The 16,690-nt window shown below is 70.3% G+C and carries 19 protein-coding genes; 1 reads left to right on the plus strand and 18 read right to left on the minus strand.

The window, feature by feature from the left end; translation table 11 throughout:
- Positions 1 to 217: 217 nt before the first annotated feature.
- The 8 genes from ND450_RS07400 to ND450_RS07435 all read right to left on the minus strand — a co-directional run bounded on the left by ND450_RS07400 (position 218) and on the right by ND450_RS07435 (position 5,684).
- The gene (locus tag ND450_RS07400; RefSeq protein ID WP_371927756.1) at positions 218 to 625 is read right to left on the minus strand and encodes an RICIN domain-containing protein; all 408 of its coding nucleotides are present in this window, start codon (positions 623 to 625) and stop codon (positions 218 to 220) included.
- A gap of 21 nt (positions 626 to 646) precedes the next feature.
- Positions 647 to 1,489: a hypothetical protein gene (locus ND450_RS07405; protein WP_253325409.1), complete on the minus strand. Its 843-nt coding sequence runs from the start codon at positions 1,487 to 1,489 to the stop codon at positions 647 to 649.
- Positions 1,490 to 1,536: 47 nt separating this feature from the next.
- On the minus strand, positions 1,537 to 1,851 hold the full coding sequence (locus ND450_RS07410) for a transcriptional regulator (protein ID WP_245786633.1): 315 nt from the start codon (positions 1,849 to 1,851) through the stop codon (positions 1,537 to 1,539).
- Positions 1,838 to 2,323 carry a hypothetical protein gene (locus ND450_RS07415; RefSeq protein WP_253325410.1) on the minus strand — a complete coding sequence of 162 codons (486 nt, stop codon included), beginning with the start codon at positions 2,321 to 2,323 and terminating at the stop codon, positions 1,838 to 1,840. Before ND450_RS07415 ends, ND450_RS07410 begins: the two co-directional genes overlap by 14 nt.
- The gene (locus ND450_RS07420) at positions 2,320 to 2,778 is read right to left on the minus strand and encodes a hypothetical protein (protein ID WP_253325411.1); all 459 of its coding nucleotides are present in this window, start codon (positions 2,776 to 2,778) and stop codon (positions 2,320 to 2,322) included. The genes ND450_RS07415 and ND450_RS07420 overlap by 4 nt, the downstream gene beginning before the upstream one ends.
- Positions 2,779 to 2,857: 79 nt before the next feature.
- Positions 2,858 to 3,607, minus strand: a complete 750-nt coding sequence (locus ND450_RS07425; protein WP_253325412.1) for a glycoside hydrolase — start codon at positions 3,605 to 3,607, stop codon at positions 2,858 to 2,860.
- A 381-nt stretch (positions 3,608 to 3,988) separates the two neighbouring features.
- Complete coding sequence (locus tag ND450_RS07430; RefSeq protein WP_253325413.1) at positions 3,989 to 4,255, minus strand: hypothetical protein; 267 nt, start codon at positions 4,253 to 4,255, stop codon at positions 3,989 to 3,991.
- Positions 4,256 to 4,466: 211 nt separating this feature from the next.
- Positions 4,467 to 5,684 carry a GAF domain-containing protein gene (locus ND450_RS07435; RefSeq protein ID WP_256557460.1) on the minus strand — a complete coding sequence of 406 codons (1,218 nt, stop codon included), beginning with the start codon at positions 5,682 to 5,684 and terminating at the stop codon, positions 4,467 to 4,469.
- A gap of 1,161 nt (positions 5,685 to 6,845) precedes the next feature.
- Here ND450_RS07435 and ND450_RS07440 point away from each other — a divergent pair.
- The gene (locus ND450_RS07440; protein WP_253325415.1) at positions 6,846 to 8,156 is read left to right on the plus strand and encodes a wax ester/triacylglycerol synthase domain-containing protein; all 1,311 of its coding nucleotides are present in this window, start codon (positions 6,846 to 6,848) and stop codon (positions 8,154 to 8,156) included.
- Between the two features lie 20 nt (positions 8,157 to 8,176).
- Here the strand turns inward: ND450_RS07440 and ND450_RS07445 are convergent, their stop codons facing one another.
- The 10 genes from ND450_RS07445 to ND450_RS07490 form a co-directional block, all read right to left on the minus strand.
- Positions 8,177 to 9,073 carry a hypothetical protein gene (locus ND450_RS07445; RefSeq protein ID WP_253325416.1) on the minus strand — a complete coding sequence of 299 codons (897 nt, stop codon included), beginning with the start codon at positions 9,071 to 9,073 and terminating at the stop codon, positions 8,177 to 8,179.
- A 237-nt stretch (positions 9,074 to 9,310) separates the two neighbouring features.
- Positions 9,311 to 9,931, minus strand: a complete 621-nt coding sequence (locus ND450_RS07450; protein WP_253325417.1) for a V-type ATP synthase subunit D — start codon at positions 9,929 to 9,931, stop codon at positions 9,311 to 9,313.
- On the minus strand, positions 9,928 to 11,283 hold the full coding sequence (locus ND450_RS07455; protein ID WP_253325418.1) for a V-type ATP synthase subunit B: 1,356 nt from the start codon (positions 11,281 to 11,283) through the stop codon (positions 9,928 to 9,930). Before ND450_RS07455 ends, ND450_RS07450 begins: the two co-directional genes overlap by 4 nt.
- Complete coding sequence (locus ND450_RS07460) at positions 11,280 to 13,001, minus strand: V-type ATP synthase subunit A (protein ID WP_253325419.1); 1,722 nt, start codon at positions 12,999 to 13,001, stop codon at positions 11,280 to 11,282. The genes ND450_RS07455 and ND450_RS07460 overlap by 4 nt, the downstream gene beginning before the upstream one ends.
- Positions 12,989 to 13,495 (minus strand): hypothetical protein, encoded by a 507-nt coding sequence (locus tag ND450_RS07465; protein WP_253325420.1) that lies wholly within the window; start codon positions 13,493 to 13,495, stop codon positions 12,989 to 12,991. The genes ND450_RS07460 and ND450_RS07465 overlap by 13 nt, the downstream gene beginning before the upstream one ends.
- A complete protein-coding gene (locus ND450_RS07470) occupies positions 13,492 to 13,707 on the minus strand; it encodes a hypothetical protein (protein ID WP_253325421.1) in 216 nt (71 codons plus the stop codon). Before ND450_RS07470 ends, ND450_RS07465 begins: the two co-directional genes overlap by 4 nt.
- 3 nt (positions 13,708 to 13,710) lie before the next feature.
- On the minus strand, positions 13,711 to 14,127 hold the full coding sequence (locus ND450_RS07475; RefSeq protein ID WP_253325422.1) for an ATP synthase subunit C: 417 nt from the start codon (positions 14,125 to 14,127) through the stop codon (positions 13,711 to 13,713).
- Positions 14,124 to 15,353, minus strand: coding sequence for a V-type ATPase 116kDa subunit family protein (locus tag ND450_RS07480; protein WP_253325423.1), 1,230 nt, complete (start codon positions 15,351 to 15,353; stop codon positions 14,124 to 14,126). The genes ND450_RS07475 and ND450_RS07480 overlap by 4 nt, the downstream gene beginning before the upstream one ends.
- A 4-nt stretch (positions 15,354 to 15,357) precedes the next feature.
- A complete protein-coding gene (locus ND450_RS07485; protein WP_253325424.1) occupies positions 15,358 to 16,257 on the minus strand; it encodes a hypothetical protein in 900 nt (299 codons plus the stop codon).
- Positions 16,254 to 16,688: a hypothetical protein gene (locus tag ND450_RS07490; RefSeq protein ID WP_253325425.1), complete on the minus strand. Its 435-nt coding sequence runs from the start codon at positions 16,686 to 16,688 to the stop codon at positions 16,254 to 16,256. The genes ND450_RS07485 and ND450_RS07490 overlap by 4 nt, the downstream gene beginning before the upstream one ends.
- Positions 16,689 to 16,690: the final 2 nt, after the last annotated feature.

Here is a 16,690-nt window from a genome sequence, read left to right on the forward strand (position 1 = left end):
AGTGGGTCGAAATAGTGGTGAACCAGTTCGAACGCAGTCGAATGTCGTCGAAAAGATTCGAACAAATCGATCCCTTGCTAAAGTGAGCGCTAACACTTTTAGCTTTCCGCGGGTACGGCCGCGCTGCCGTTCGCCTGTCGCGGCGGACGGCAGCGCGGTGTGGTCGTGCCGGTCAGCCGCGCAGCCTCCACTGCTGGTTCAGGCCGCCGTGGCAGTCTCACAGGATCATCGCGGTGCCGTTGGCGGTGCCACCGCCACTGGCGTCGAGGCACCTGCCGCCGATCGTGAACTGCCGGGCGGACGTGTGGTTCCACCGCTGGTTCGCTCCGCCATCGCAGTCCCACAGCCTCACGGCGCTGTTGTTCGTCGTGGTCGCGACGTCGAGGCGCCGGCCCGACTGGGTGCCGACGACGGTGACGTTCTCGCGTCCGTCCCGGTGCCGCCGCCAGGTCCCGCGCCGGCCATCACCGCCTGGGCGCCGGCGGAGACGACGACGTCGCCGTTCACCACGTTGCCGCGATCTCCGTGGGAGATGTTGCTGCTGCCGTTGCTCGGCCAGTCGCCGGTGAGCGTCCAGTTGCCCGTGTTCTCGCCGCCGCCGTGGTTGGCGGTGGTGCGCAGGCAGTGGTTGCCGCTGATCTCCGCGTTAGGGTTCCAGCGCAACGTGTAGGTGCACCCGCCGTCGGTCATCTGCTGCATCACGTCGTGGACGTAGTTGTTCAGCAGCTTGTTGCCGGACGCCGTGGTGGGGGTGGAGTGGCGGGGCTGGTAGTGGTGGAGACCCCTGCCCGGATTGTGATTGCTGCCGCCCGTAGGTGTTGAGCACGGAGACGATGCCCCGGTACTCGATCCCGAGGTCGTGCACGCGGTTGTAGCTGACCGTGATGTCCCGGTTGACCATCCGCTGGTCGCTCGAGTGGTGCGCGTCGGCGTGCACGCCGCCGACCACCACACCGCCCTCCGAGTTCTGCGCGATCTCCGAGCGGGTGATCGTGGTGCCGGACGCACCGAGGCCGACCCCGCTGGTGTGCGCGTTGGCGATGCCGATCGCGGTCTGCCCGGGTTGACGAAGCGGGTACCCCTGGTTGCCGCTGGGGCCGAGCCGCGACGTACCGGTGAAGGTGATGCCGCTGAACGAGATGTCGTGCGCGGGCGCGTCGTAGGTGCCGCCGACGGCCACGAGCGACTGCGGGGTGGGCAGTTCGACGCTGACGTTGTTCATGTTCTGCCTGGAGCGGGGGATGTGGTGCAGGATCCCGGCGCCCAGGTTGAGGTACCACTCGCCCGCCGTGTCCAGGAACTCGTACGCGTTCGTCAGGTGGAGCGGCCCGGTGCGGAACGGGTCGTTGAGCGTGTCGTGGCCGAACGTGTTGTTGCTCCAGGCGGGTTGCCGCGTCGTCAGGAAGTTCCCGCTGATGCTCTGCGCCGGCGAGTACCTGTCGGTGAAGGAGTTGACGCTCTTCACCTCCACGCGGTTCTGGTTCGCCACGCTGTTCAGGTGGCCGGTGGCACGATCGGCTGAACTCGGCTTCGGCGTCAGCCGCGGGAGTGGCTCGCCCCGTCCGCCTTCGCCTTCTCCGCGATGGCCTGCAGCGCCGCGATGTGCGCGCTCAGGGCCGAGCGACCGGGACCGGTCAGGTTGAGCCAGGTCCGCGGCCGCTTGTTGACGTACCCCTTGCGGACCTCTACGTACTCGTTCTTCGACAGCGTGGTGACCTGTTTGGACAGTGCGGAGTCGGAGAGCCCCACCGAGTCCCGGACGAACCCGAACTCGGCCCACTCCGCCGCGGTCAGCAGGGAGACGATGGCCAGTCTCGTCGGGTCCAGCAGGAGCTGGTCAAGCTCGGCCACCACTCACCTCGTCCTGCCTGCGCAACAACCACAGCTGGAACTTCGGACCGAGGAACACGACGTAGAGCCCGGCCAGCGCCCCATAGTAGATGGCGGCGTGCGGCACCTGCAGCCACGCGATCAGCAGCGCCCCGACGATCCCGATCAAGAGGACGGGTACCAGGCGCAGCAACCGCCACCGGAGGCCGACCGGCAGGCTGCGGTTCGACACGGCGACGCGACGGCCGAGAAGGGCGCCACCGGTCCGCGTGCGCAGGGCGAAGGACAGGCCGAGGCAGACCAGCAGGAACGGCCAGAGCAGCCAGCTGCCCACGGCGGGCGCGAGGTCGATCACCACGCAGTAGGCGAAGAGGGCGAGACCGCAGGCGATCCACAACCCGCGGGACCCGAGCGCGGACCTCGCCACCTGGTCCTTGCCCTGGCGAACCGCGTGCAGTGCCGCCGCGGCCTCTTCCGGCGTCGGTTCGGTCATCGTTCCTCCGTCTGCTCCTGGTGCCGGTTCAGGGTGCGCAAGATCAGCCACTGGTCAAACCACGCGCCTGCCGTGGCCAGGACCAGGAGCACCAGCCCCATCACCAGGTGCGCGTAGCTGTGCAGGGGCGCGTTCTCGTCCAGGGCCTTCGTCAGGACCAGCTGGAGGCCCAGCCGGACGGCGAACAGGAGCACGGCCAGCAGCCGCGCCCGCTTCGAGCGCCACACCGAGCGGATGAACTCGCGGCGGCGCGAAAGCACCGTGAACCAGAGCGCGATGTGCGCGACGGCGAGCACCAGGGGCAGCGCTGCGACGGCCGGGTGGGCAGGGCTGAACTGCTGGCTGATGTCGAAGCTCGCCACGAGCGAACCGGCCAGGACGAAGTACCACACCGGCAGCCCCTCGACGGCCAGCGGCGTCGGAGTTCGTGCTGGTCGCAGTGTTGTGGGCGCCATCTCATCCTCCTTGGGAAAGTACTTGCCTGAGAAGAAAGTAGCGTGCACTTTCCGCTCAGGCAAGTGGAGGAGGGTCTGCTCAGCCGCTGACGGACGCCGAGAAGTTGTCGACCGCCAGGCCGACACCGCCGTTCCACGGCTCGAACCCGGCCTGGATGCTCGTCAGGTACCAGGAGTTCGTGATCGCGCCGCGGTTGCGCACGTCGTTGACGAAGTCGAGCACGTTGAACGACCACGAGCTGATCGGCGACTGCGCGAGGTAGGAGATGACGTTGTTGGAACCGTTGCTGCCGCGCCACACCTGCCAGCTGCGCCCGCCGAGGGTGGTCGTGCCGACCGCGCTGCCGATGGGCTGGATCGAGCCCTGGCGGTTGAACCAGATCATGATTTCCATCTGGTTCACCCCGTTGGTCTTCGGCGTGGGGTCGAGCCAGATGTCGTAAGAGGCGTTGTAGGTGCCGCCGGCGTAGCGGTAGTTGATCGCCGACGTGGCACTGCGGATCCGGCTCACCTGCATCGGCAGAACGGAGCCGGGGGAGCAGTTGCCGTAGTGGCAACCGAGGAACGCCGACGGGTAGGACACGGGCGCCCCGTTGGTCGGCGACGAACCGTCCTGACGGGTGATCTGGAAACCGGACGACGTGACGTTGACGCACTGCTGGGCCGACGTGCCCCACCGGTTGTTCTGGACCACGTACCGGCCTTGGATCGTGGTCGACCCGTACTGGTCGCAGATGGTCACGTCGGCGTGCGCGGGGCCCGCCGTTGCGACGAAGGTGCTCGCGACGAGCAGGCCTGCGGCGACGGCCGCGCGAAAGGTCTTTCGCATGACGACTCCTGGGACAGGGTTATGGGAGCGCTCCCAAGCTAGCGGGCCGTCAAATGCTCCGCAGAATTCCTGCGGCCTGATCGTCGAATTCACGTCGAATCGATCAACGGCCCACAAGATGAACCCGGCCGAGGGGAACGAGGTGCGCGCCACCTGGGCCGGGTTCAGCGGCAACAATGAGCCCGAGTGTTCATGCGGGCATTGGCACGACGCCGTGGGAAGCCGCTTGGAACGACCGTTCGGTGTTGTGTGCCGGTCTGGCTGAGGTTGCACGGTCAGCAGGGACTCGGCCGGCGCGAGGCGAGCACCTCACGCAACCTGCTCACGCGACATGGGGTGGGACGCCGAAGCGCCCCACCCGTGCGTGTCGTCACTTGCGCGTCAGCCGACCGGGAACGTGCCCTGGACCAGCTCGCCGACACCCGTTCCGGTCGGCTGGGCCCGTCCGGTGTGCGGTGGGTCGGAGAACTCCACCTCCTGGTCGTACCGGAGGAGCCCGAACATCCGCGGGGACACAGGACGTACCTCGCCGCCCGGCCCCTCCGGCCGTTCGAACATCTGCCCGACGCGGACAGTGCCGTCCAGGCAGGACACCCGGTCACCCGCCGACTGCTCGACGAGTTCGATCCCGATGCGTGACTCGGCCAAGTTCCGTCGCCCCCTCGATGAACCGAGTGATCTGACGCGAGGTCGGCTCGGGCAGCTCACTCCGCAACGGCGGGAGATCGCCGATGCCGATCTCGACCGGGATGGTGATGCCCATGTCGGCGAACGGTCCTCGCGCCGACGACGCGCTGATCTCGAAGCCCGCTCACGCCGGCAGCATGCGGGTGATCCCTGGGAACCCGTGCTGCACCGATCACGCGTTCTCAGGACGTGGTGCGGTTCCGCGAGGCGAGTCCGAATCGAGCGGTCCGGTCGCGCGGCGCGCGGAAGACGGGCCTGCGTGCGGCTCCGGCGGTGTGACCTGCGGCAGAGTCAGGCGCAGCACCACCTGGTCGCCCGGCGAGCCGGCGACGCCGGTCCGCGTCTCGACCTCCACTTCCGTTCCGAGTTCCCGGACCGCCGCGTGATCGGAGCCGGCCGCCGGCCAGCCCCGGTAACGCAGCTCCGCCTCGACTGTGCCGTCCTGCCGGCCGATGTCCAGCGAAACCGACCGTGCCAGGCCGCAGCGAGCCGCGACGGCCACGACGACCGGAATCCACCGTTCGATCACGTCGACCGCCGGATCCGTCGCGTCGAAGCCGGCCAGCCGGACGAACCGCGCTGTACCCACCAGGTCGTGATTGGACAGCGCCGCCTGGAACGTGTGGAGGACACGGGAGTGAGCGGCCGTCGACCGGTGCGGAGTGGAGGACGTTTCGCACGCGACGTGCCGGGCGTGAGCGATGAGGGCGTCCGAATCGGCGATGATCCTGTCGATCCTCGTCCTCGCGGCCCTGGGCACCAGCGGACGCAAGGAGCAGAGGTCCGCGGTCAGCTGGAAGAGCCGCCCCGCCAACCGTCCGTGCACAGCGTCGGCGACGCCCCACGGGTCCGCATCGTCCGCACAGGCCTGACCGAGCAACGCCCACCCGAGGTGACCGGCCACCGCGTCGACCATCTCGCGGTCGGAGTCCGTGAACTTCGGGCTGCCCGGCGGACGCCCGATCATCAGGACACCGCGCAGCTCGCCGTCCGCCACGACCGGTCCGGCCACGGTGGGGCCGACAGCGGACGACCTCGCGGCCTGTTCCGACCGCTCGTCGAGGATCACGTCGTCGATCACGACGGCGCGGCCGGCGTCGATCGCCAGAGCGGACACCGACCCCTCCACGGGAAGCAACCTGCCCTCCCATTCCCGCAGTCCTCCCGCAGCGACGGCGATGCACAGCCACCCCTCCCGCTCCGCGGGGACCGTGAGCGCCGCCGTGGCCGCGTCCGCGCCGGCCTGTGCGCATTCGACCAGGTCCCGAACCAGGTTCGCCGAATCACGCAGTGGATGCGAATGCGCGACGAGGAAAGCCAGACGTCGGCGCCAGTCGGCTCCGGTGCGGGCAGAACGAGAGTGGTCTCGTAAGGAGGCCTCAGGTGTCACAGCGCAGTCCTGTCTGCGGGATCGTGGCGAGAACCGATCCGCGATGACGCCATCATGGTTGACCAGTCAAACATACGGCAGGCGTGTAATCGGCACCTGATGGATGGCGGATCCGGTCGGTGACGACACGATTGTCTGCGGGCGAGCTGGGTGTACGGCTCGATCGGGTGGATCAGACCACTTCCGCAAAGGGCATGGTCATTTCACGTGATCTGACTTGTTTGTCGTATTATGATTCGCGTGGAATAGTTTTCGTAATGCTCAGAAGTGCTCTTCGGGTCGTGGTCGGTGCGCCCATCGTGATCGCGAATGCGCAGCTGCGGGCTCGCCTTCCGGCGTTGGCGCGGCGGTGCGAGCGGACGCGACCCGGATGTTCCAGGCCGCAGGCCCGTTGGGGTGCGGGTCCGGTCTGTCGAACTCAACCGGATCGAACGCTTCGTCATGGGTCGGCAGGACTTCCCGGCTGAGTTCTGTTCGGGTGTCATCGCGTCTGCTCAACTGCATCGACGTAGTTCTCGGTCTGGGCGACATCCGACCTGCTGGTCGTTGTTCACCGACGCTGGTCCTTGCTGGAACCAATTCGATGATCACCGTCGAAGGTCCTGCGGAATCGACGGCCGGTGGCCCTCGGAGGAACAGGAGCCTGGTGTGGTGCGCCGCGGGCCGTCGACGTGACGATCGGTCGAGCGGCCGGTGCCCGCCGACACCACAACGTGTCGACCTGGGTACGTCGACCCATGCGGTGAGCGACGTCCGGCCCTGATCGCCGCGCCCCCGCGGCGGTCGGACGGAGAGCGTGGACACGACGTCCGAGTGGCGGAAGGCGCGCTCATCGCGACACCTCTGTCGCCCATCGTCGCCCGGGTGCCCGTGCCCGTGCCGCTGCGCGGGGAGGGAGGTACGTTCCTGTCTCGCCGGGACTGTCTGCCGCGGTCGCGCGGTTCCGCGGACCGATGTCGGGCGCTCCGAGGACCTTCGTCCCTGCTGCTCGGACCCGTGCCGCTCCAGCCTGGAGGCATGACATCCCGCCGATCCCGAGTTCATCGGGATGATCGCGGACATCGGTACGGGGCGCGGTCTCGACCCGACCGGGCCGTTCGTCGTGGGAGTGTCCCTGGTCGCGCTCGTCGTGATGGTCCTCAACATGCGCAGGGGCACCCGATGATCGACCGGGCGAGTCCGACGGACCGCGCCTTCCTGGCGATGGACGACCGATGTGCTCCCGAGCATTTCGGTGTGGTGCTGCTGTTCGACAAGTCCGACGGGTTCGACCTGGATCGTGCCCGGCAGGTGCTCGCCGACCGTGTCGCGGCGGTGCCCAGGCTGCGTCAGCGACTGATCCGGACACCGCTCGGCTGCGGCGGGCCGATCTGGGTCGACGACGAATGGTTCGACATCCGTGACCAGGTTCGCCTGGTGCGATGTGCGGAGCCGGGGGACGAACGGGCGTTGCTCGACATGGCGTACTCCCTGGTCGCGACCCCGCTGCCGCGCGCGGGCCCGAGGTGGTCGGCGGTGTTCGTGGAGGGGCTCGCCGACAGCGGGGTCGCGCTGGTGATCGTGTTGCATCACGTGCTCGCGGACGGGGTCGGCGGGCTTGCCATCCTGGCCGGCCTGGTCGATCCGGGTGGGCCCGCGCTCCCGGTGGCCTTTCCCCGGCCGCGTCCGGCTGTGTGCGCGCTGGCCGTCGACGCTGTGTCGGAACGGGTTCGCGGCGTACTCCGCACCGGCGCGGCTCTGCGCTTGCTGCGCACCTCGACGGCCGCGGCGGGAGGGCTGCGTCCCCCGCCTGCGGCGCCGTGCTCGTTGTTGCGGCGGACCGGGGGCCGCGGCAGGCTGGCGGTCGTCCGCGTCCCCGCGTCGGCGCTTCGGGCAGCGGCGCACCGATGCGGCGCCACCACCAACGACGCGATACTGGTGGCGGTGGCTGCGGCACTGAACCACGTACTGGTGACCCGCGGTGAGTCCCTCGACACTGTGATGATCGGCGTGCCGGTGTCCGGCCACGCGGCAGGGGAACCCGCACGGGGGAACATGGTCAGCCCTCTCCTGGTGTCCGTACCGGCCACGGGTGACCTGGTGCAACGCCTGCGCCGCACCGAGGCCGGGGTTCGCGCGCACCAGTCCTCCGCCCAGGGGCCGCCGCCGATCGCGTTGCTCGGCTGGTTGTTCCGGCCTCTCGCCGCGCTCGGTGTCTACCCCTGGTACATGAACCACCAGCGCCGGATGCACACCCTGGTCAGCCACGTCCGCGGCCCCGTTGATCCGGTCACGTTCGGCGGCTGGCCGATCCGATCGGCGATCCCGATCGGATCGCTCGGTGCCGGGAACATGACCGTATATGTGGAGGTGTTCACCTATGCGGGCACTGTCACCATCACCCTGATCGCGGATCCGGGCCGGTTCCCGGACCTCGACGTGCTCACGTGTGCGCTGCGCGGCGAACTCGACCGCATCGCCGCGTTGGACTGACGACGGTCCAACGCGCACCGTCAGGATTTGTCGAACCACTTCAGCACTCGTAGCGCCCGCAACGTGTTCCAGCGGCTCGGTTCACCGGTCTGCTCCATTTCGAACCAGACCGCGCCGGGGTAGGGCCGCTGCAACGCCCACCTGCCGTCACGGCCTCGCCTGCCCCGGACAACTTCCACGGCATCGGTCAACCGTTCGTCCCGGTGCGCCCCGGCGGCGCGGAAGTGGTCCAGTGCGCGCAGAACGTCGTGGCGCCAGCGGGGTGGGAAGGTCAGCCGGAGCATCGCCGGATCGACCACGGCGCCGGTGCGGTGGGACCGGTAGAGCCGGTGGGCCAGCAGGAACTCCCGGCCGCGTGCCTCCGCCTGTTCGGATCGGCCGTGGTCGCGCAGACCGTCGAGCACGTTCGCCGTGGTGTGGAACGAACTGTGCGTGGCGCCTTGGTGCCGCAGGCAGTTCCACCCGCCGTCCGGCATCTGCTCGCGCCGCAGGTAGTCGACGAGACGTTCGCCGCGCGGGTCTGTGACCTCGAAGTACGACAACAGACCGAGAGCGAACCCGGTGATGCACGTTTCGCTCCGTTTCCGGGTGGCGGCGAGGTTCATGCCGCCGTCGTGCCACAGCCCTTCCTCCAGGAACAGCGCGCACGACTCGTGCGCCCGTGGATCGCCCGGTGGCAGCCCGAGCTGGCGCAACAGCAACAACGAGTAGGTGGTCGAGATCCACTTCCGGCCGTAGAGGCGCGGAGTCCAGCGGCCGCTGTCGTTGCGATGGGCGAGCAGCCGCGCGCCCCAACCTTCGGTGGCGACCCGCGCCCGTTCCGTCCGCCACTCCGCCTCCGGCGCGTCCTGGAGGTCACGCATCACCTGCCAGCGGATGGCCGGATCACCGGCCAGCAGCCACGCCTCGACGTCCATCTCATCTCCCACGGTGGCAGGCCGGACTCGCGGGGCTCACACACATGACGAGCAGCGGGTAGGTGCCGCACTGTTCCAGCGGCGAACTGCGGCTGAGGCGCTCACATCCGGCCGGACCCGGTGGGCGTCGACACGCGGACGTTCGACTGGGACATGCGCGTCCTGGTGTGCCGACGCCAGGTCCACCTCGCGTCACGGCCCGGTAGCGCGCCAAAGACCTTCGCCCCTTACCGGTGGTCACTCGGTCTCCCGGTTCTGGCCGGTGTGCGAGGCAACTCGATGCCGGAGGTTCTCGGCTTGCTCCCGCTCCTCCAACTCCAGCTCGACGTGCGCGAGCGTCTTCCGCAACAGCGGCACCCAGTGCCGGCGCAACACCCGAACGCGGCGCTGGGTCGTGTCGGTCTCCGCAGTGAGCCGGCGCAGCGCGGAAGCCGCGACAGCGTGCTGGAGGGCCGCACCGAGCATCCGGCGTTGTTCCTGCACGGCACGTGCGACCGCGGTGCCGGTGGGCACATCGGCTGCACCTGAGGGCGTCGAGCAGGTGACCCCGGTGGGGTGCCGCACGCCCGCTGTCGTGGACCAGGAGATCGTCACGTCTGCTTCCGCGCCGGTGCACGCGAGGCGCATTCCGCGGCGGCCGGCGGTCAGCGCGGCGCGGAGCGTCCAGGTCTTCGTCCTCTCCGCCTGCGCGAGGAGTTCGTCGTGGGTGTGCGCCGCTGCCTCGGCGAGGCGGCCCTGTTCCGTTCGCAACGCGCGCAGTTTCTGCTCCAGCAACGCGGCGGCGTGCTCGGCGCTGCCGAGACGTCCACGCAGCCACTGACGTCCTGACCGGCCGGGAGGCACGCGGATGGCGTTCACCGCGTCTCCAGCAGCGAGGCGGGGAGCATCGACAGCTCGGATCGGGGCAGTCTCAGCAGTGCCCGCCACACCCGCTCCAGGGTGTCGTCGAGCGTGCGCGTCTCACCGGGCGACTGGCCGAGCACGTCGGCTCGGAACGCCTGCTCCAGGTCGAGGTAGGCCTGGTCGGTGCGGCTCAGGCCGCCGACACCGATGAGTTCGGCCAGGTCGCGCACCTGCCGCGCCCGTGCCAGCGCGGACAGCAGCTGAGCCGCGACGTCGAGGTGGTCGGCCCTGGTCCGGTCCGGCCCGGCGCCGTTGCGCATGAGCCGCGACAGCGAGGCGAGTGGATCGACCGGTGGATACAGGCCGTGGGCGTGGGCTTCCGCGGAGAACACGATCTGGCCCTCGGTGATGTACCCGGTGAGGTCGGGAACGGGATGGGTGATGTCGCCACCCGGCATGGTCAGCACGGGCAGCACCGTCACCGACCCGGGCCTACCGCGGATCCGGCCGCAGCGTTCGAACAACGAGGCGAGATCGCTGTAGAGATAGCCGGGATACGACCGTCTCGCGGGAATCTCGCCACGTGCCGCGGACACCTCCCGCAACGCCTCCGCGTACGTCGTCATGTCGGTCATCACGACCAGCACGTGCCTGCCGTCGCGGAACGCCAGCGACTCGGCGATGGTCAGCGCCAGCCTCGGGGTGAGGATCCGCTCGATGACGGGATCGTCGGCGGTGTTGATCAGCAGCACGAGTTCTCCCGCCGCTGATCGCGCCTCGAGTGCGTCGCGCGTGTACGCGGCGTCCGCGTGGGTGAGCCCGATGCCCGCGAACACCACGCAGAACGGTTCACCTCCCACTGTGGACTGTGCGGCGATCTGGGTCGCCAGCTCCAGGTGCGGGTGCCCCGGCAGGGAGAACAGCGGCAGCTTCTGACCGCGGACCAGGGTGGTCAGCGCGTCGATCACGGACACCCCCGTGAGCACGGGTTCCGCGGGGGGCTCGCGCCACGTCGGGTTCAGCGGTGCGCCGGCGACCGGCTCGTGCCGCGCACCGAACACAGGCGGGCCGCCGTCCACCGGGTTGCCCCGGCCGTCGCAGGTGCGACCGAGCCATCCCGTGCCGACCGGGATGCTCAGCGGTTGCCCGGTGAACTCCAGCCGGGTGCTCGCGGTGGCCATGCCGGCGGTGCCCTCCAGCACCTGCACGACAGCGAGGTCGCGGTCGACTTCCAGGACGAGGCCGTGCCGCAGCTCGCCGGAGTCCAGCCTGATGCGCACGAACTCGTCCCAGCCGACACCCTCGACGCCGCCGACGACGACCAGCGGGCCGCGGAGCTCCCGTACAGCGGTGAACTCGACCGTCATCGCAACCTCCGCAGTCCGGCGAGCAGTTCGTCACGCCGCTTGCCGATCAACGCCGCATCGTGCGGTGCCGCTTCTTCGCGCGACCGCACCAGCGCGGTGAAGTCGAACTCCTCGAGCACGTCGGCGGCCACGCCCGCGGTCACCAGCTCGTGGCACTCCTCCGCCACCGCCAGAACGGCTTCCACGAGTGCGCGCGCCTTGTCGTCGCCTCCTGCCGCATCCACCGTGGACAGAGCGCTCTGCTGGAGGACTCCGTCGCGCAGCAGCCGTCCGGCCAGCAACGCGACCCGCTCGGGCCCGGAAAGAGCGGCCGTGCCGACCAGTTCCGCGAGGGCACCGAGCCGGTCCGCCTCGGCCAGCGCGGTCATCACGCGGGCTCGCCGTGCGGGCCATCCGTGGTCACCCGCGCGGACGTGGTGGTCCCCGACCGCCGGTGCGTCGCGGGAGAACGAGCCCGACCAGGAGACCGCGGGGTAGTGCCTGGCGTAGGCCAGATCCCGGTCGAGCGTCCACCGGGCCCTGACGAATCGCTCGGTGTGCGCGGTGACGGGCTCGGTCATGTCACCACCCGGCGGCGACACGGCTCCGATGATCGTGACCGAGCCAGTCGCTCCACCGAGCGTCTCCACGCAACCCGCGCGTTCGTAGAACGCCGCCAGCGCCGAGGCCAGGTCGGCGGGATACCCCTCTTCCGCGGGCAGCACGCCGGTGCGGGACGCGAACTCCCGCAACGCCTCCGCCCAGCGCGACGTGGAGTCGGCGATGACGACCGCGTGGTAGCCCATGTCGCGGAAGTACTCCGCGACGGCGACGCCGGTGTAGATGCTCGCCTCGCGCGCCATCATCGGCATGTTCGAGGTGTTGGCGACGACCACGCTGCGGTCGGCCAGCCGGCCGCCGGTGCGGGGGTCGGTGAGCTCGAACAGCTCGGCGACGACCTCGGCCAGCTCGTTGCCGCGTTCACCGCAGCCGACGTAGATGATGACGTCCGCATCGCACCACTTCGCGAGCTGTTGCAGGAGAACGGTCTTCCCGGTGCCGAAGCCTCCGGGTACCGCGGCCGCACCACCTCTCGCCAGGGGGTAGAGCAGGTCCAGCACGCGTTGCCCGGTGCGCAGGGGCGTCACGTCGGTGAGGCGCGACCGGCACGGCCGTGGCGTTCGGACCGGCCAGTCGGAGAACAGGTGCACGTCGGTGCCGCCGACCACGGCGACCGCGACGTCCGCTCCGCACTTGCCGTCCGCCAGCGACTCGACCGGGCCGTCGAGGCCAGGAGGGACGAGCACCCGGTGTTCGAGCGCTCCGGCGTCGGCCACGACACCGAGCACCTGTCCGGCCTCGACGTGGTCACCGACGCGGACCCTCGGTTCGAACCGCCACCTGCGGTCCGATTCATCAGCGGTGACACCGGGGGTCAGGAAGACAGGCGCAGCGGACAACGACCGCAACAAGCCGTCGAAGACACGGCCGAGCAGTCCCGGGCCGAGCCGGACGGACAGCGGTCTGCCCGCGGGCACGGCGACCGCACCCGGAGCGAGACCGCCGGTGTACTCGTAGGCCTGCACGCCCACCCTGCCGTCCTTGATCGCGACGACCTCGCCCGGTATCGCGTCGGGTCCCAGAGTGACCAGGTCGTGCATCGCGACCGGGCCGACGTCCTCGACCTCGACCAGCGGGCCCGAGACCCGGACCACCCGTCCGGAGGTCACGGCGCCCACAGCGCTCGCACCTCGTCGCCGAGCGCGTCGACCGCGCGGCCGGTGACCGCCTGCACACCGAGATCCACGAGCCGGCCGGTGACCTCACCGGTCACGCCTCCTCCTGGAGCGTCCCGCACGACTGCTCCTGCGCCGAGCTGGGCGTGGACAGCTGCCACGAGCTGTTCCCGCCGACTCGGTTCCGTGAAGGCACGCGCCACGGCGGCGGTGACACGCTGCAGGAGTTCGTCGTAGATCTCGCCTTGTGCGGTCAGCTCGACCGTGCGGGCCGCACGACGCGCCTTCTCGTGCTCGGCGGCGATCGACGACGCCGCGTCCGCACGGCCTTCTTGTGCGGCTGCGTCGAGGATCGAGCTCGCACGGGCACGGGCACGGGCGAGCGTCGCGTCCGCGTCGAGTCGTGCGGCGGTGAGTTCGCGTTCGGCCTCGGCACGCGCCTCGGCCAGCAACGCGGCCCGGACCGGAGCCAGTGCGTCCTGCTGCTGGGCGGTCACGACGGGATCACCACCACGAGCGGCCAGTCGGTTCCCGCGAGTTGAGCGCTCAGCACCTCGGCGGCGGCGCCGGTGAGCAGCACGACGGACACATCGTCGCCCAGGCCGCTCCAGGCCAGGTGCACGGCCGCGGCGTCGGTCGCCTCACGCACCCGCACCCCGGCGAGCGCCCAGTCACCGACTCCGGCCCCGATCACGGCAACGGCACCCACGGCTCACGCCTTGCCGATGAGGATTACCGCGACGATCAGCCCGTAGATCGCGATGCCCTCCGCCAGGCCCACGATCACCATCGCGCGTCCGAACAGTTCCGGTCGTTCGCTGAGCGCGGCCAGCGCGGCCGCGCCGGTGTGAGCGACCGCGACCGCCGCCCCGATCGACGATCCGGCGACCGAGATCGCCGCCCCGAGCAGCGCCGCCCAGTTCGCCGCGGGAGCGGGCGACTGAGCGGCGGCTGCGGCCGCCTCACCGCTCTGCAGCGCCATGACCAGAACGACCAGCGCGCCGACGAGCAACACACCGTTGAGCCCCGCTAACACGGTGAGCACCGCGCGTCCTCCGCGGCGCATCAGCAACACGGCTCCCCCGCACACCGCGACGAGCACCGGCAGTCCTGCCAGCCAGACCATCATCGAGCCTCCCCGTGCCACGGGCGGAACGGCCGGCCCTCGATCTCGAAGACCCGCGAGAACAGTTCGTAGTACTCCAGGCGCAATGCCTGGATGGCGGCGACCAGCGCCTCGAGGGAGAACGCAAGCACGTTGCCCAGCAGGAAGAGCAGTACCGCCGCGACGATGCCCGTCCCGCCGCCGCGCCCCGCCAGCGCGGTCGTCCCGAGCCACACCACCGAACCGATCGCGGCGTGCACCAGGCCGAAGGCCGCGAGCCGCGCGAACGACACCAGGTTCGACCCGGTCCTGATCACGATGTCGAACAGCTCCACGGCGGCCTGCACCCAGCCCGCGGCACCGCCCCCGGACGCCGCGGCGAACCCGATCCCGGCGAGCACCAGGCCCATCACCGCGACCACGGCACCGGTCACGGCGAGCGGGTCCGCGCTCAGCAGCAACCCGCCCGCGATCCCGGCGATGCCGAGGAACAACGCGGCTCCGGCGACGCCGGACGACGCGTACACCGCGAGGCGTGTACCGCCCTCCCGCCACCGGTTGACAATCGCCACGGTGTAGGCGGCGGCCAGCAGCACCGCCCCTGCCGCGACACCCGCACCCAGCAGCCGGACCGGGTCGTCCAGCGGATCGAGCCACAGCACGGGAACGACTCCTGTCGGCCCGAAGAACTCTCCGTACAACACTCCGAACAGGGTGCTGGCGGCACCGGCACCGAGTACGAACGGCCACGCGGATCGCCAGCGCGCCAAGCGTGCCGGCCATCCCGCCCGCAGTAACACGGCTACGACGACCAGCAGCAGTCCCTGCCCGGCGTCACCGAACATCATGCCGAACATCAGCACGTAGGCGGCGCCCGCGAGCACCGTCGGATCGACGTCCTGGTACGGCACTGTGCCGTATGTGCTCACGAGCGGCGTGAACGACCGCCGCACCGCTCCAGCAGAACGCAGCAGCGAGGGTGGATCCACGCCGCGAGGAACGGGCAACGGCACCGCACCGGCACCCACCTCGGCGAGTTCGGCTGCCAGGCCAGGCTTTTCCTCGGCCGGACACCATCCCGCGACGGCAGCGGCGGACTCCCGGCGGACCGCTCCGCCCACGACGGTGTCCATCGCGTCGTCGGCGCGGTCGACGTCGACCACACCCGCGTTCGCCACCACGAGAAGGGCATCGCGCAGCGTGACCTCCGGCGCGACGATCGCGATCCGTTCCATTCGCACGGGCGTCATGACCTCATGTGATGGCATCGAACACCTCCAGCCGGCTGCCACCGCGGGCAGCGCACTCGAGCGCTGCCCGCACGCGGCGAGCGTCGACCGCGAGCAGTGCCGCGCACCCGACCACCGCGTCAGGGCCGAAACCTCGTCCGCGCAACAACGTTCGCGCGTCGCTGTCAACGCGTGCCCACCAGCGTTCCTCGGCCTGCCACAGGTCCGCAGGGTCACCGACGTCCGCGAGCGCCCACGCCGCCTCAACGGGCAGTCGGGCGGCGAACTCGGAGAACCCACGCCCTCCGGCATCTCCGAGCAGCGCAGGGACGTCCACCGGTCGACCGAGCAGGAACCGCTCGCGCGCCACCAGCAACGCCGCACCTCCCGCGGCCCAGAACCGTGCCTGCGGAACCCCGCCGGCGACCCGCGCCGCCCAGCCGAGCTGGACCGCGGAGACGATCTGCCTCGGGTTGTCGGTCCCCGGATCACCCCACGGTGAAGCCGCGAGAGCGTGTCTCAGCTCCGCGACCGACGACGTGGCCGCGAGCCGTGGCCACGCGGTGGCGAGCGTGCCGAGCTGAAAGGTTGTGCTCGCAGCCTCTCCCGTCACCATCCGCAGGTGCTCCACGACGTTCGCCATCTCGAACCATCCGGCGAGCAGTCGCACCAGCTCGGCGCCCGCCCGAGGCTGCCACCCGGCGAGCACTCGCAGGTGCCACAGCAACGTCGCCGCGACACCGTGCTCGGCCTGCTCCAACGACTGACCCGCTCGGACGTCCCGCTGGTAGGGTCCGGCGACCAGCAGGCCCACCGCCTCGGCCAACGACGAACACCCGGCGATCTCACGCGCTCCGAGCGCGCCGACGCGGCGCCGCATCAATGCTCGTGCCCGGACTCCGCCCGCGATCCACGCCGCGCTCATCGCACGACCAAGCCTTTGCTCAGCGCTGTTGCGACGGCGCGGTCGACGTACTCGGGCATCATCACCGTGGCACGTTCCCGGATGCGGCGTGCGTTCTCCCGCGCGGCCTCGACGAGCAACGTCCCGTCCGGCGCAGCCGCCGCCCGGGCGTTCGCGGCCGCCTGCGCACGCACCTCGGATGCACGGTCGTGCGCCGTGGTGACGAGCTCGTCCGCCTGACGAGCGGCCTGCTCCCGGATCCGGTGAGCCTCTGCGCGCGCCTCCTCGCGCAGGCGCCGCATCTCGTCCTCGGTGCTCGCGAGCAGTGCGAGCACCGGTTCGAGCTCGGTCGCCAGCTCCGCCGCGCGGTCCGCTGGTACCCCTGGGCGTGCCGCGGCACCCGGTGTTCCCACCGGTCGGTAGCGCTGCAGGAGGTCGCGGAGGCTGGCCACTC

The sequence above is a fragment of the Lentzea sp. HUAS12 genome (assembly GCF_024125735.1).
Taxonomy (GTDB): domain Bacteria; phylum Actinomycetota; class Actinomycetes; order Mycobacteriales; family Pseudonocardiaceae; genus Lentzea; species Lentzea albida.